Source organism: Pseudomonas sp. NFIX49 (assembly GCF_900115915.1).
Taxonomy (GTDB): Bacteria; Pseudomonadota; Gammaproteobacteria; order Pseudomonadales; family Pseudomonadaceae; genus Aquipseudomonas; species Aquipseudomonas pharyngis.
This window is the reverse complement of the sequence record NZ_FOYE01000001.1, coordinates 103,868-117,526: the sequence shown is the minus strand read 5'-3', so window position 1 is coordinate 117,526 and position 13,659 is coordinate 103,868. Positions and strand designations below refer to the sequence as shown.

Below are 13,659 nucleotides of genomic sequence, written 5' to 3'. Positions count from 1 at the left end.
CGGCAAAACTTCAATCATTTAAAAGCCGGACTTGATAATGGATCTGTTCCAGTCGATGAGCGTGTACGTCAAGGTTGTGGAGTCCGGCAGCATGACGGCGGCCGCGCTGCAGTGCGAAATGTCCACGACCATGGTGGGCAATCACCTGCGGGCGCTGGAGCACCGGCTCGGTGTGCAACTGTTGCAACGCACCACCCGCCGCCAGCGGCTGACCGAGTTCGGCAGCGTTTACTACCAGCGCTGCCTGGAAGTGCTCGGTCTGGTCGCCGACTCCGAACGCCTCGCCGAACAGACGCTGGATGAACCGCGCGGCATCCTGCGGGTGACCGCGCCGCTGACCTTTGGCGTCGAACGCCTGGCCCCGGCGCTCAGCGAATTTTCCCTGCAATGTCCGCAGGTCAAACTCGACGTGATCCTGACCAATCGCCGCCCGGATCTGTTGGAAAGCGGTCTCGACGTGGCCTTCCGACTGGGCCACTTCGATCAATCCAACCTGATCGCCCGCCCGCTGATCGACTACACCCTGACCGTCTGCGCCTCCCCGGAATACGTGGCCCGACGCGGTATGCCGCTCACGCCTGAAGAACTGCGCCAGCACGACTGTCTGTCCTTCGCCTACCCTGCCGGCGATGACTGGCAATCGGTGGAAAAGCAGTGGCGCCTCAGCGGCCCGGACGGCGAAATCATGGTCGACGTCAAAGGCCCGATGCTGATCAACAGCTCCGCCGGCCTGCATCAGGCCGCGCGCACCGGCATGGGCATCGTGATGCTGCCGGACGCACTGGTGGAACAGGACCTGCGCGACGGCAGACTGGTCGTCGTGATGCCGGACTATCAGCCGCCGAATCGCCCGATGCATCTGCTCTACGCGCCGGATCGCTATCGGCTGCCGAAACTGCGTCGCTTTGTCGAGTTCGCCATGCAGATGTGGGGCAGGCCGTAGGCAACGCGACTACTGTTGGAAATACACCAGGGACGGGATGAACAAATGAACAAAGACATTTCAATACGCGACCTCATGCCCACGGAAGTGGAGGCAGCAAGGCAGTTTCTCGAGCGGCACGGCTGGGCTCATCGCACCGGCACCGCCGAACATTTCGCACAACTCATCCAGAACTCCCAACGCACTGCCGTTGCATTGAGCAGCCAGCAGATTGTCGGCTTCGCCCGTGGCATCACCGATGAGATCTCCAACGGTTACCTGTCGATGGTGGTGGTCGACGGGCAACATCGGCGCGCGGGCATCGGGCGGGCGCTGGTGGAACATGTGATGGGCGACAACACCGACATTACCTGGGTTCTGCGTGCCGGCCGCGAAGGTGCGGAAGCTTTTTTTGCCAGCCTGGGGTTTGAAACCTCGGTGATCGCGATGGAGCGTTTGCGACTGAAATAGCCGACGATTACCGTGACCCCGACTATGCTCCACCCTCCTCCTTTTCAGCATGGATGCTGCGCAATGCTCACGATTCTGCAAAACACTCCGATACGGGTTTACCTGATTTTTCTGCTGGTGGTTTATTTCGGCATCAAGTCGTTTTCTCCCCGACGCGAGAGCCGTGCCTCGATGCTGATAACGCCCCCGGCGTTTTTGGCATGGTCGCTGTACTCACTGAACCTGACGATCAACCCCGGCCTGTTTTTCAGCACCTGGTTCGCCGCGCTGTTGCTGGGCAGCCTGTCGGCCTGGCTGGTGTTCTCCCGCCGGGGCGTGGTGCTCGACGACTCTGCGAAAGGGCTGATCATGCCGGGCACGGTAAAAATCCTGATCATGTACCTGATGTTCTTTTCTGCGAACTACTACTTCAATTACCAGCATGACGTGCATCCAGAGCGTTCCGCCTCCCCGGACATGCTGTTGATCAAGTCGATTATTTCGGGGTTCCTGGGCGGCCTGATCGGCACCCGCTCGTTGAAGTTCTACTGGACACTGCGTGCACTGGCGTCCCGGCGGTTGCCGAGGAATGCCATCGCCAATGAATAAGGCAGAGCGCTCGCGGTGCCAGGTTGCTCAACACAAATCATCCGGACAAATAATCGGCACCAACGGCCCCTTGCTCCGTGACAACGCCGCTGCGCTCCCCTAAATTAGTCGGCCTGAAAAAGCCCCCAGCGCTTTCTCGTCTCATCTCAAGTTAAAAAAGTAGTGAAATTTCAATGTCCGATTTCAACACCGCTGAATCCGTAGTCACTCTGTCGTCCAAAGCGGAATACGAAAACTCCATCAATCTTTCACAACATATCCCACAGGCGAAGATCATCAGCGAGATGGTGCTGGACGCGTTCCAGTCGAGCCGCGAGAGCGATCAAATCCGCGAACTGCGCGCCGCGATCCGTCAGGCACACGACCGCTTCGATGACGACCAGGCCTATGAGCTGATGGGCGAACTCAAGCGCCTGAAGGACGCTGAGGCTGCCGACATCGCTGCCCTCGAAGATCTGAGCAGCAAATTCCCGATCAGCCGCATCCTGTCCAGCTTCAAGGACGATCCGGCGTTCCAGGAAATCGTCTACGGGCTGGCCCTCAAGGTTCTGAACCAGACCCATCAGGCGATCAGCAACCCGAGCGGCGGCAAGAGCAAGGCCGCACGCGCCAAGAAAGACGTCGAAGTGTTCAGCATCAGCAAGGACGGCATCAGCGTGACCCTGCCAATGCGCACACCGCGTTCGCGTCTGAGCGTGGATCGCGAGGCGCTTGAATTCCTCGGTTTCACCTTCGTCGGCGAAGGCGACGAGGCGGAAATCGAAGGCGAAACCTTCGTCGACAATGCCGGCACCGAGCACGCAATCAACCGCAAGAACATCATCACCGCCCTGCAACAGCAGACCGCGTTCGACGGTTACAGCATCGCCGCCCAGTAACACCGGCGCTGACGAAAAAGCCCCGCTCTGAATGTCAGGCGGGGCTTTTTGTTGTCCGCAGATTGGCGGTTATGCCGATGGATGCACGGCGGCAATCATGTCGACTTCGATGGCTGCGTTCTTCGGCAACTGATAGACGCCGACGGTAGTGCGGGTATGGCGCCCGACATCGCCCAACACATAACTGAATACGTCCGAGGCGCCGTTGGCGACTTCGCTGAGATCGACAAAATCCGGCGTGGACTTCACGTACACCGTGACCCGCAACAACGCCCTGACCTTGTCCAGCGAACCGACTGCATCGACGATAAAGGCCAGACACCGCATCGCACTGATGCTCGCCGCGGCCTGCGCATCCTTGAGCGTCAATTCCTGCCCCACCCGCCCCGGATACTGAATCTTGCCCTCGGTGCGCGGCACCATGCCGCTGATGTAGATCTCATCGCGATGACGGATCAACGGCGCGTAATTGCCACCCACCGTGTTCTCGCCATTGATGTCGTAGTTCAGCTCTTTTGCCAGGGCAATGAAGCGCTCGTCGCAGGTCATCCTCTCAGTCATTTCGCCCAGCCTCTTGATCGATGCATGTAGTTGGATCCGAATCTAGGACTTTTGCCTGTTGATCGCAACCTGTCGATTTCTAGCTAGTCGTTTCGAGGGAATGGCTGATTACCCCACCCTTTTGGGAGAGAGTCTGTTCGCGACAAAGGACGTCGTTTATCCATCATCCGAGCAACAAAAAACCCCGCTCATCTCTCGATGAACGGGGTTTCTCGTACAACGTTCGAACCTTACGGCGCGTACGTCAGCAGCAGCTCGGTCGGCACCTTGAAGTCCAGGGACATCATGACGCTCAGCGCGGTGATGGTGAAGATCGAGAACACGAACAGCTTGCGTGCCCAGACCGTGTCATCCACCGCCTTGTAGCCGGTCCAGGCCATGTACAGCCAGTACATGCCCATGGCCGCGGCGACGGCGAGGTAGCTCATGCCGGCGTAACCGCTGAAGGTCAGCATCAACGTCGCCACGAGGAAGGCCAGGATGTAGAACAGGATGTGCTTCTTGGCCACCTGGATTCCGCGCTTCACTGGCAGCACCGGAATCGATGCGGCCAGGTAATCGTTGAAGCGGAAGATCGCGATGGCATAGGAATGCGGCATCTGCCACAGGCTGAACATCACCAGCAGGGTCAGCGCGGCCATGTCGAAGCTGTTGGTCACGGCCACGTAACCGATCACCGGCGGCATGGCGCCCGACAGACTGCCCACCAGCGTGCCGTGAACCGACTTGCGCTTGAGATACAGGCTGTAGAAGCCGACGTAGATGATGAAGCCGATCACGGCGAACAGGGCAGCCAACGGGTTGGCCACCTTGTACAGCAACGCAACGCCGGCGACACCCAGGACGGTCGCATAGACCAGGGCCAGTTTCAGGGAGATCAAGCCCTGGACCAGCACCCGGTTCTTGGTGCGTTCCATCTTCAGGTCGATGTCGCGGTCGATGCAGTTGTTGAACACGCAACCGGAGGCCACGACCAGGGAAGTGCCGATCATGGCTGCCAGAAACACGGCCAGATCGACATGCCCTTTCGAGGCCAGGAAGAACCCGCCTGCCACAGAAAGCACGTTACCGAAAATGATCCCCGGTTTGGTGATTTGGATAAAGTGCTTGAGCGACATCGGGTTTACCTCACTTCGCCATCATGTAGGTGTGGATGCTGAACATGATCCACAGCGACAGACCGACCAGCAGCACGATCACGATGGCCGTAAAGACGAACGCAATCACGTTGTTACGTTGAGCGATGGAACGGTCCAGGTGCAGGAAGTAATACAGGTGAACGATCACCTGGATCACGGCGAACAGCAGGACGATTGCCAGCGTCGTCGACTTCGGCAGGGTCGGGAACATCACCAGGCCGAACGGGATGACGGTCAGGATTACCGACAGGATGAAGCCGATGGCGTACGACTTTACGCTGCCGTGGCCAGCATCATGGCTGTCATGGGAGTGTGCATTAGCCATTACAGGGTCCCCATCAGGTAAACAACGGTGAATACGCAGATCCACACCACGTCCAGGAAGTGCCAGAACAGGCTCAGGCAGCTAAGACGGGTCTTGTTGGTCGCCGTCAGGCCGTGCTTGTTGACCTGGTACATCATGATGCCCATCCAGATCAGACCGGCGGACACGTGCAGACCGTGGGTACCGACCAGCGTGAAGAACGCCGACAGGAAGCCCGAACGGCTAGGACCGAAGCCCTCGGAGATCAGCAGGTGGAACTCGTTGATCTCCATGGCGATGAAGCCTGCGCCGAGCAGGAAGGTCATGAACAACCAGCCCAGAACCTGCTGCTTTTTACCCTTGTACAACGCCAGCATGGCGAAGCCGTAGGTGATCGAACTGAACAACAGCAGAGCGGTTTCGCCCAGCACGTATGGCAGTTCGAAGATGTCGTGGCCCGACGGGCCACCGGCGACGTTGTTTACCAGTACCGCGTACACCGCGAAGATCGACGCAAACAGAATGCAGTCGGTCATCAGGTAGAGCCAGAAACCGTATACGGTCATCTCGCCCGAGTCGTGGTGATGGTCATCGTGCCCATGGTCATGACCATGGGCGTGTCCAGCATTGGTCACTAAGTTCGACATTGTTTAAGCCTGTTCCAACTTGGTTTCAACACGGGTTGCGGAAGCAGGGATCTTCCCGGCCGCTACCAGACGCTTGTGCTGCTCGGCTTCGATGCGCTCGATCGTTTCAACCGGCACCATGTAGCCCTGATCGTCACGTGCTGCGTGGATCACGAAGTAGATGACAGTGCCGGCCAGGCTGGCGATCGCCAACCACCAGATGTGCCAGATCATCGCGAAACCGAACACGGTCAGCAGTGCGCCCATCACCACGCCAGTGGCAGTGTTGTTCGGCATGTGGATCGGTTCGTACTTGGCCGGGGCCTTGTACGCGGTACCGTTTTCCTTGGCCTCGGTGAACGGATCGATGCAGTCTGCCTTTGGCAGTACAGCGAAGTTGTAGAACGGAGGTGGCGACGAGGTCGACCATTCCAGGGTATGGGCATTCCACGGGTCACCGTGTTCGCACATGTTTTCCGGCTTGTTGCGGTCACGCACCGACACGTACAGCTGGATCAGCTGGCAGGCGATACCCACAGCGATCATCACCGCACCGAACATGGCAACGTACAGGTACGGTACCCACTCAGGGTTGGTGGTGGCGTTCAGACGACGGGTCATGCCCATGAAGCCCAGAGCGTAGAGCGGCATGAACGCGACGAAGAAGCCCGAGATCCAGAACCAGAACGCTGCTTTACCCCAGCCTTCGTGCAGCTTGAAGCCGAACGCTTTCGGGAAGTAGAAGCCGAAACCTGCGATGTAGCCGAATACCGCACCGCCGATGATCACGTTGTGGAAGTGAGCGATCACGAACAGGCTGTTGTGCAGAACGAAGTCAGCACCCGGGATGGCCAGCAGTACGCCGGTCATGCCGCCGATGGCGAAGGTCACCATGAAGCCCAGGGTCCACAGCACCTGGCTGGTGAAGCGCAGACGGCCCTGGTAGATGGTGAACAGCCAGTTGAACAGTTTCACACCCGTCGGGATGGAAATCAGCATCGTCGCCAGACCGAAGAAGGCGTTGACGCTGGCACCCGAACCCATGGTGAAGAAGTGGTGCAGCCAAACCATGAAGCCCAGTACCGAGATCGCGCCCGAGGCGTAGATCATCGAGTGGTGGCCGAACAGTTTCTTGCCGGTGAAGGCCGAGATGACTTCCGAGAAAATGCCGAATGCCGGCAGGATCAGGATGTAAACCTCAGGGTGGCCCCATGCCCAGAACAGGTTGACGTACATCATTGGATTGCCACCAAGTTCATTGGTGAAAATGTGGAAATCCATGTAACGGTCAAGGGTCAGCAGTGCCAGGGTAGCGGTCAGGATCGGGAACGAAGCCACGATCAGAACGTTTGCCCAGGTGCAGGTCCAGGTGAAGATCGGCATGTCCATCAGTTTCATGCCAGGGGTACGCATTTTCAGCACGGTCGCGAGGAAGTTAACCCCCGTTAACGTTGTACCCAGACCCGATAGCTGTAGCGCCCAGATGTAGTAGTCCATCCCCACGCCAGGGCTGTATTGCAGACCCGACAGCGGTGGATAGGCAACCCAGCCGGTCTTGGCGAATTCGCCGACGCCCAGGGACAGGTTGATCAGCACGACGCCGGACACCAGCAGCCAGAAGCTCAGGGAGTTCAGGAACGGGAACGCAACGTCACGCGCGCCGATCTGCAGCGGCACTGCAAGGTTCATCAGGCCGGTGAAGAATGGCATCGCCATGAAGATGATCATGATCACACCGTGAGCGGTGAAGATCTGGTCATAGTGTTCAGGTGGCAGGTAGCCAGGCGAACCCTCGGTGGCCATGGCCAGCTGGGTACGCATCATGATGGCGTCGGCAAAACCGCGCAGCAGCATGACCATGGCGACGATGATGTACATCACGCCGATTTTCTTGTGGTCGACCGACGTCAGCCACTCGGTCCACAGGTAAGTCCACTTCTTGAAGTAGGTGATTGCAGCGAACAACGCCAGACCACCGAGCGCGATCATCGAGATGGTGACCATCACGATCGGCTCGTGGAAAGGGATCGCTTCCCAACTTAATTTACCAAACATCGTTTACTCCTCTGCCCCGGCAGCTGAATGCGAATTCGAGTCCATATCCGTTGCCGCCACTTCTTTCTCTTTCTTCTCGTGCTTCAGCGGCTTGCCTGGTTTCATGCCTTCGTACTTGTCGACGATGGTCTGGAACAGGTTCGGCGTGACCGAGGAGTAGAGCTCGACTGGATTGTTCTGGCTTGGCTTGGCAAGGGCTGCGTATTCAGCGGCTTCAAGCTGTTTAGGTGCCTTTTTGACTTCACTTACCCAGGCGACGAAATCTTCCTGAGAAGTTGCGATCGCTTTGAATTTCATACCGGTGAAACCAGCGCCGCTGTAGTTGGCGGAGATACCGTCCATTTCAGCGTTGCGGTCAGCGATCAGGTGCAGCTTGGTGGTCATGCCCGCCATCGCGTAGATCTGGCCGCCCAGGCCCGGGATGAAGAACGAGTTCATCACCGCGTCCGAAGTGATCCGGAAGTTAACTGGCGTGTGCGCCGGGAACACGATCTTGTTGACCGTGGCGATGCCTTGTTCCGGGTAGATGAACAGCCACTTCCAGTCCAGCGCGACCACTTCGATGGTCACCGGCTTGACGTCGGATTCGATCGGACGATACGGATCCAGCGAGTGGGTCGACTTGTAGGTGATGTAACCCAGGGCAATGATGATCAGGACCGGGATGGTCCAGACTGCCACTTCGATCTTGGTCGAGTGCGACCATTTCGGGGTGTAGACGGCGTTCTTGTTGGAGGCGCGGTACTTCCAGGCGAACAGGAAGGTCATGACGATGACCGGCACAACGACCAACAGCATCAGCAGCGTGGCGGTGATGATCAGGTTGCGCTGTTCCAGGCCGACCTGGCCCGTTGGATTGAGCAAGGTCATGTTGCAGCCTCCCAGCAACAACGTGCCGAGCAGCGGCACTAGGCCTAGTAATCTGGGGTACCTGTTTTTACTCATCTCACGACCTCTAAAGCAGCTTGCGCAATGCAGTTGGGTTTTGATCGCCAACACTTCACCCTGCCAAGGGTTGGCATTTTCTTTGGATTGAATAAGGGCCGCCCGTCGCGCGTCAGACGCTCGACAAAACCTGGGACAGCGGTCAGTTCTTATTCGAATTCGTGGTCAAAGGCCTTGTTACAGACCAATTCCATTTGGTGCGGAAAGTTGGAAAGGCACCGACACCTGGGTGTCTCGCAAGCCTCTCGGCTGCCCGACACCCGACTTCCTGCTCGCCTCCTTAATAAAGGCTGAACAGTGCCGGGAATTCAGTGCGGGCGATTGTAGATAGGTAGCGCCCTATACACCATGTCTTATCCCGAAATAATTTTTATCGCTCTGAGCAACAATCCATCGCTTTTTTTGCAAAAGTGACCCATGTTATCGAAATCGATTCTCAACAAAAACACCAAAAAATGTAGGCCTATCGGCCTCAGTTCAGACAGCTCCGAAAGCTTTTTCCCACGGCGCGATCCGCGCAAAGCCCGATATGCCAAGGCTTTTGGCCATCTGCCCGAGTCTGTTAAAACTGCCTGATCCGGCACACGCGTGCAAAAACAGAAAAACGCTGAAACAGACCAATCCTTTTTTGTAACAGCACTCCAATCCGGACCTGTGAAACGCGCTGCGACAGGGCGTGTGTGACAACATGTCGCACACCTGTCGCACCCTTCCTTGCCGTTCGTCACGGTGTTTTCACACAGACCCTGAAATGCAAAACGCCTCGATCTGCGTCACCGCAAATCGAGGCGTTTGGTTTATCGGCGCACGCGCCGAAAAGTTGATTCAGCGCAACGCTTTTCGGTTACGCGAGGTCAGCAGCGGCACCAGGATCACCACCAGCACGAAGGCCACCAGCGCCCATTGCGCCAGCGACAGGCCGAGGATCGGCGGGTACGGCGTCGAGCAGAAACCGTCGACCTGGAAGCCCAGCGGGAAGATCTTCGCCAGCGGCAGGTCATCGACGATCGGCTGCAACACATCGATGCCGCAGCTCACCGCCGGATAGAACTGGGTGTACACGTGATGCCCGGCGACACCAGCGCCGGCGATGGCACAAATCACCACCAGCACCTCGAACACGGTGATGCTGCGCCGGGTGCGCATGGCCGCGCCGATGAACGCGAACAACGCAATCAGCAGTAACGCATAACGCTGCAGGATGCACAGCGGGCACGGCGCCTCGCCCAGCACGATCTGCATGTACAGCGCGCCGCCGATCAGCGCCAGGCAGATGATGCCCAGCAACACCAGATAGCGCCGCTCACGTCCCAATCGAATCGTTTCCTCGCTCATCGCGTTTCCCTTTCATGTCCATGGTTCAGCTGGCCGGCGGCTGCGCTTGCAGTTGCGCCATCAGGCTGATGTTGTCTTCGATATGCCAATTGGCCGCGATGCGACCGTTGTCGATCTGATAAATATCGGTTGCCCGGAAGTCTACACGCTGGCCCTGCCCTTTGAGAGCCTTGAACGTGCCGGTGAAATGCCCGCGAAAGTGCAGGTGCACCACCACGCGATCCCCGGCGACGATCATTTGCTCGATCTCGCAGCTCAAGTCCGGCACCGCCGTGCGAAAGAACTTCGACGCCAGCAGCGGCCCGGTCGGCCCCTGTACCCGGCCTTCCGGCGGGGTCTTGTCGACGAACTGCGGCGACAGGGCAGCGGTGGCCAACGCCTCTTCGCCCGTGTTCCAGAAACTGCCATAACGCCGCGCCGCCAGTTCCATCGCATCACGCTTGGCCTTGGGCAGGCTCTGATCGACGATCAGGGTCTGCGGCTGGATCAACGCGGATTCGGCGAACGCGAATGGACTGGACAGCAAGACAACCGACAGGCCCAAAGTGGCCAGGCTGAAACGACGGGAAGAGGCGAAGTGCGACATGGGGACGATCCTGATCATGTAAACGAACGAGCGCCTATCATCAGCATCGGTGAATAAACGATAAACCGGTTAAGAAACGATTAACCTTTAAACAGAATTTAAGAATCAGGGCCGTGTAACGGCCAATCGCGAGTAGGCTCGCTCCCATATTTGAATGCATTTCAATGTGGGAGCGAGCCTGCTCGCGAATGAGGGCAACCCGGTTCCGGATTATTCCAGAGCAGCAGCCGGCCCGAAGAACTCATACCGGCTCTGCTTCTCCGGCACACCCAGTGCCTTCAGGTGACGCTTGATCGCCCCCATGAAACCTTTCGGCCCAAGGAAGTAAGCGTCCACATCACGCTCCGCCGGCAGCCACTCGCCCAGTTGCTCCTCGCTCAACAACCCGACCTTGTCCGCCGCCGGGCTCACGCCGTCATCTTCGGCGTAGCAATAGAAGCGCTTGAGCTGCGGATGGCGCGCGGCCAGCCCGTCGATCCAGTCACGGAACGCATGCACGCTGCCGTTGCGCGCACTGTGAATGAAGTACACCGGACGCTCGGTTTCCAGCGCCGCTTCCAGCATCGCCAGCGTCGGCGTGATACCGACGCCGCCGCTGATTAGCACCAGCGGTTTATCACTGGCGGTCAGGGTGAATTCGCCCGATGGCGGGAACAGTTGGATGCTGGAACCGACATGCAACTGATCGTGCAAATAATTGGAAGCTCGACCACCCGGTTCACGCTTGACGCTGATGCGGTACTGGCCTTTGTTGGCCAGGGCCGACAGCGAGTAGTTGCGGCGGATTTCTTCGCCGTCGAGGATCAGCTTCATGCCGATGTATTGGCCTGGCTCGGCTGCGAGAATCGGGCCCTTGTCCGCCGGTTCGAAGTAGAACGAGGTGATTTCCGCACTCTCCTCGACCTTGGCCGCGACAATGAACTCCCGCGCCCCGCGCCAGCCGCCGACGGCTTGCTCTTTCTGGTCATAAATGGCGGTTTCGGCGCCGATCAGGATCTCGGCCAACTGACCGTAGGCCGCGCCCCAGGCACTCATCACTTGCGGGGTGGCGATTTCTTCGCCGAGCACTTCGGAGATGGCGCGCAGCAGGCAGGTGCCAACGATCGGGTAGTGCTCCGGCAGGATTTGCAGCGCAACGTGCTTGTTGATGATCTTGGCCACCAGATCGCCCAACTGGTCGAGTTGATCGATGTGACGGGCGTACATCAACACGCCGTTGGCCAGGGCGCGAGGCTGGTCACCGCTGGCTTGGTGAGCCTGGTTGAACAGCGGGCGAACCTCCGGGTACTCGGAGAGCATCATGCGGTAGAAATGCGTGATCAGCGCTTCACCGCCGCTTTCCAGCAGAGGTACTGTGGATTTGACGATGGCACGATCCTGGACGCTAAGCATAAGGGTGACTCCTGAGCTTTCTCTAAAAGTGCCTTGTTCATTCCAGTATTCGTGCCAATTATTTTTTTCATATAAATCAATAGCTTGAAAATTATGTAGTCAGATCGACACAAGCCACTCTATAGTCGCTTCGACTACAACGTGTCTCTTTGACTACAAGCCCATGTCCGCCAAATCATTGCTCACCGCCCTGCTCCCACTGGTCTCCGACCTGTCCCGCGAACTGCCCGAAGGCGAGCGCTATCGACGCCTGCTCGAAGCCATGCGCGCCCTGCTGCCCTGCGATGCCGCCGCACTGCTGCGCCTAGATGGTGAATGGCTGGTGCCGCTGGCCGTGGACGGTTTGAGTACCGACACCCTCGGTCGCCGCTTCAAGGTCAGCGAACACCCGCGCTTTGAAGTGCTGCTGGCCGGTGAAGGACCGACCCGTTTTGCCGCCGACAGCGATCTGCCCGATCCGTACGACGGACTGGTCGACGGTCTCGACGACCACCTCGAAGTTCACGACTGCCTCGGCTGTCCGTTGTTCGTCGATGAAAAACTCTGGGGCCTGATTACCCTCGACGCCCTCGACCCCGAACGCTTCGAACCTATCGAACTCGATGCCTTGCAAGCCTTCGCCAGTCTCGCATCGGCCACTGTGAATGCCGCCGAACGCATCGAACGTCTGGCGATCCGCGCCGAAGACGAACACCAGCGCGCCGAGGTCTATCGCCAGGCCAGCGGCCAGCAGAACCGCGAAATGATCGGCCAGAGCAAGGCGCATAAACGACTGGTGGAAGAAATCAATCTGGTCGGCGGCAGCGACCTGACCGTGTTGATCACTGGCGAAACCGGAGTCGGCAAGGAACTGGTGGCCCAGGCGATCCACGCTGCCTCCAAGCGCGCCGACAAACCGATCATCAGCCTCAACTGCGCGGCCCTGCCGGACACGCTGGTGGAAAGCGAACTGTTCGGCCACGTGCGCGGCGCCTTCACTGGCGCCACCAGCGACCGGCGCGGCAAGTTCGAACTGGCCAACGGTGGCACGCTGTTTCTCGATGAGGTCGGCGAGTTGTCGCTGACCGTCCAGGCCAAGCTGTTGCGGGTTTTGCAGAGTGGTCAGTTGCAGCGTCTGGGTTCGGACAAGGAACATCAGGTCGACGTGCGCCTGATCGCCGCGACCAACCGCGACCTGGCCGAAGAAGTGCGCAGCGGCCGCTACCGCGCCGACTTCTACCATCGCCTCAGCGTCTACCCGTTGCGAGTGCCGGCGCTGCGTGACCGGGGCCGCGATGTGTTGTTGCTCAGCGGTTATTTCCTGGAACAGAACCGCTCGCGCATGGGCCTCAACAGCCTGCGCCTGAACAGCGACGCCCAGGAAGCACTGCTGGCTTACACCTGGCCGGGCAACGTGCGGGAACTGGAACACTTGATCGGACGCAGCGCACTGAAGGCGCTGGGCAACTGCAAGGTGCGGCCGAAGATTCTCAGCCTCAGTGCGCTGGATCTCGATCTGCCGCGCGAGGTTGTGGATAACTCATCGGCGCCGTCCGAAGCGACTGCCGCTCTGCCATTGATCAGCGGCGACCTGCGCACCGCCACCGAGCAGTATCAGCGGCAGTTGATCAGTGCAGCGCTTGAGCGCAATCGGGACAACTGGGCCAGTGCGGCGCGGGAGCTGGGGCTGGACCGGGCGAATCTGGGGCGGATGGCGAAGCGGTTGGGGATGAAAAGCTGAAATGTGCTTCAAGCTCAAAAGCTCCTTCATCGGAACGCCACCCGACAACTAACCTAAAGCCCAACCTTTTGACGCCGATAACCCGGCATCAATAGTTTCTGGCGACTGCCACCCTCGCCCACCCACCTTTCTCCACA

The 13,659-nt window shown here is 58.8% G+C and carries 14 protein-coding genes; 5 read left to right on the top strand and 9 right to left on the bottom strand.

Annotation, left to right across the window (positions count from 1 at the left end; genetic code table 11):
- The first annotated feature begins 37 nt into the window (after positions 1 to 37).
- From BMZ46_RS00605 to BMZ46_RS00590, 4 genes are all read left to right on the top strand, one after another.
- Entirely contained in the window at positions 38 to 943 is a 906-nt protein-coding gene (locus tag BMZ46_RS00605; protein WP_039765662.1) for a LysR family transcriptional regulator, read from the top strand.
- A gap of 45 nt (positions 944 to 988) precedes the next feature.
- Positions 989 to 1,393 (top strand): GNAT family N-acetyltransferase, encoded by a 405-nt coding sequence (locus BMZ46_RS00600; protein WP_074691018.1) that lies wholly within the window; start codon positions 989 to 991, stop codon positions 1,391 to 1,393.
- Positions 1,394 to 1,456: 63 nt separating this feature from the next.
- A complete protein-coding gene (locus BMZ46_RS00595; protein WP_074691017.1) occupies positions 1,457 to 1,981 on the top strand; it encodes a hypothetical protein in 525 nt (174 codons plus the stop codon).
- 173 nt (positions 1,982 to 2,154) lie between these two features.
- The gene (locus BMZ46_RS00590) at positions 2,155 to 2,859 is read left to right on the top strand and encodes a hypothetical protein (protein WP_039765656.1); all 705 of its coding nucleotides are present in this window, start codon (positions 2,155 to 2,157) and stop codon (positions 2,857 to 2,859) included.
- A 69-nt stretch (positions 2,860 to 2,928) separates the two neighbouring features.
- Here BMZ46_RS00590 and BMZ46_RS00585 read toward each other — a convergent pair whose 3' ends face one another.
- From BMZ46_RS00585 to hmpA, 9 genes are all read right to left on the bottom strand, one after another.
- Complete coding sequence (locus BMZ46_RS00585) at positions 2,929 to 3,420, bottom strand: RidA family protein (protein WP_074691016.1); 492 nt, start codon at positions 3,418 to 3,420, stop codon at positions 2,929 to 2,931.
- A gap of 230 nt (positions 3,421 to 3,650) precedes the next feature.
- Complete coding sequence (cyoE, locus tag BMZ46_RS00580; RefSeq protein WP_039765651.1) at positions 3,651 to 4,538, bottom strand: heme o synthase; 888 nt, start codon at positions 4,536 to 4,538, stop codon at positions 3,651 to 3,653.
- A 10-nt stretch (positions 4,539 to 4,548) separates the two neighbouring features.
- Positions 4,549 to 4,884 carry a cytochrome o ubiquinol oxidase subunit IV gene (gene cyoD, locus BMZ46_RS00575; protein ID WP_007956718.1) on the bottom strand — a complete coding sequence of 112 codons (336 nt, stop codon included), beginning with the start codon at positions 4,882 to 4,884 and terminating at the stop codon, positions 4,549 to 4,551.
- Entirely contained in the window at positions 4,884 to 5,510 is a 627-nt protein-coding gene (locus tag BMZ46_RS00570) for a cytochrome o ubiquinol oxidase subunit III (RefSeq protein ID WP_007956720.1), read from the bottom strand. Before BMZ46_RS00570 ends, cyoD begins: the two co-directional genes overlap by 1 nt.
- 3 nt (positions 5,511 to 5,513) lie before the next feature.
- Complete coding sequence (gene cyoB / locus BMZ46_RS00565) at positions 5,514 to 7,544, bottom strand: cytochrome o ubiquinol oxidase subunit I (RefSeq protein WP_007956721.1); 2,031 nt, start codon at positions 7,542 to 7,544, stop codon at positions 5,514 to 5,516.
- A 3-nt stretch (positions 7,545 to 7,547) separates the two neighbouring features.
- Complete coding sequence (gene cyoA / locus BMZ46_RS00560; RefSeq protein ID WP_074691015.1) at positions 7,548 to 8,489, bottom strand: ubiquinol oxidase subunit II; 942 nt, start codon at positions 8,487 to 8,489, stop codon at positions 7,548 to 7,550.
- Between the two features lie 825 nt (positions 8,490 to 9,314).
- Positions 9,315 to 9,824 carry a disulfide bond formation protein B gene (locus BMZ46_RS00550; protein ID WP_007956723.1) on the bottom strand — a complete coding sequence of 170 codons (510 nt, stop codon included), beginning with the start codon at positions 9,822 to 9,824 and terminating at the stop codon, positions 9,315 to 9,317.
- 25 nt (positions 9,825 to 9,849) lie between these two features.
- On the bottom strand, positions 9,850 to 10,410 hold the full coding sequence (locus BMZ46_RS00545) for an ester cyclase (protein ID WP_039765648.1): 561 nt from the start codon (positions 10,408 to 10,410) through the stop codon (positions 9,850 to 9,852).
- 210 nt (positions 10,411 to 10,620) lie between these two features.
- On the bottom strand, positions 10,621 to 11,802 hold the full coding sequence (hmpA, locus tag BMZ46_RS00540; RefSeq protein ID WP_074691014.1) for an NO-inducible flavohemoprotein: 1,182 nt from the start codon (positions 11,800 to 11,802) through the stop codon (positions 10,621 to 10,623).
- A 163-nt stretch (positions 11,803 to 11,965) separates the two neighbouring features.
- Between hmpA and norR the strand changes: the two genes are divergently transcribed.
- Positions 11,966 to 13,522, top strand: a complete 1,557-nt coding sequence (gene norR / locus BMZ46_RS00535; RefSeq protein ID WP_074691013.1) for a nitric oxide reductase transcriptional regulator NorR — start codon at positions 11,966 to 11,968, stop codon at positions 13,520 to 13,522.
- Positions 13,523 to 13,659: the final 137 nt, after the last annotated feature.

Coding starts and splice junctions, on each gene's coding strand:
- BMZ46_RS00570 (WP_007956720.1), bottom strand. CDS start 5,510: ATGTCGAACTTAGTGACCAATGCTGGACACGCCCATGGTCATGACCAT.
- BMZ46_RS00600 (WP_074691018.1), top strand. CDS start 989: ATGAACAAAGACATTTCAATACGCGACCTCATGCCCACGGAAGTGGAG.
- cyoE (WP_039765651.1), bottom strand. CDS start 4,538: ATGTCGCTCAAGCACTTTATCCAAATCACCAAACCGGGGATCATTTTC.
- BMZ46_RS00545 (WP_039765648.1), bottom strand. CDS start 10,410: ATGTCGCACTTCGCCTCTTCCCGTCGTTTCAGCCTGGCCACTTTGGGC.
- cyoD (WP_007956718.1), bottom strand. CDS start 4,884: ATGGCTAATGCACACTCCCATGACAGCCATGATGCTGGCCACGGCAGC.
- BMZ46_RS00595 (WP_074691017.1), top strand. CDS start 1,457: ATGCTCACGATTCTGCAAAACACTCCGATACGGGTTTACCTGATTTTT.
- cyoA (WP_074691015.1), bottom strand. CDS start 8,489: ATGAGTAAAAACAGGTACCCCAGATTACTAGGCCTAGTGCCGCTGCTC.
- BMZ46_RS00550 (WP_007956723.1), bottom strand. CDS start 9,824: ATGAGCGAGGAAACGATTCGATTGGGACGTGAGCGGCGCTATCTGGTG.
- cyoB (WP_007956721.1), bottom strand. CDS start 7,544: ATGTTTGGTAAATTAAGTTGGGAAGCGATCCCTTTCCACGAGCCGATC.
- hmpA (WP_074691014.1), bottom strand. CDS start 11,802: ATGCTTAGCGTCCAGGATCGTGCCATCGTCAAATCCACAGTACCTCTG.
- BMZ46_RS00585 (WP_074691016.1), bottom strand. CDS start 3,420: ATGACTGAGAGGATGACCTGCGACGAGCGCTTCATTGCCCTGGCAAAA.
- norR (WP_074691013.1), top strand. CDS start 11,966: ATGTCCGCCAAATCATTGCTCACCGCCCTGCTCCCACTGGTCTCCGAC.
- BMZ46_RS00605 (WP_039765662.1), top strand. CDS start 38: ATGGATCTGTTCCAGTCGATGAGCGTGTACGTCAAGGTTGTGGAGTCC.
- BMZ46_RS00590 (WP_039765656.1), top strand. CDS start 2,155: ATGTCCGATTTCAACACCGCTGAATCCGTAGTCACTCTGTCGTCCAAA.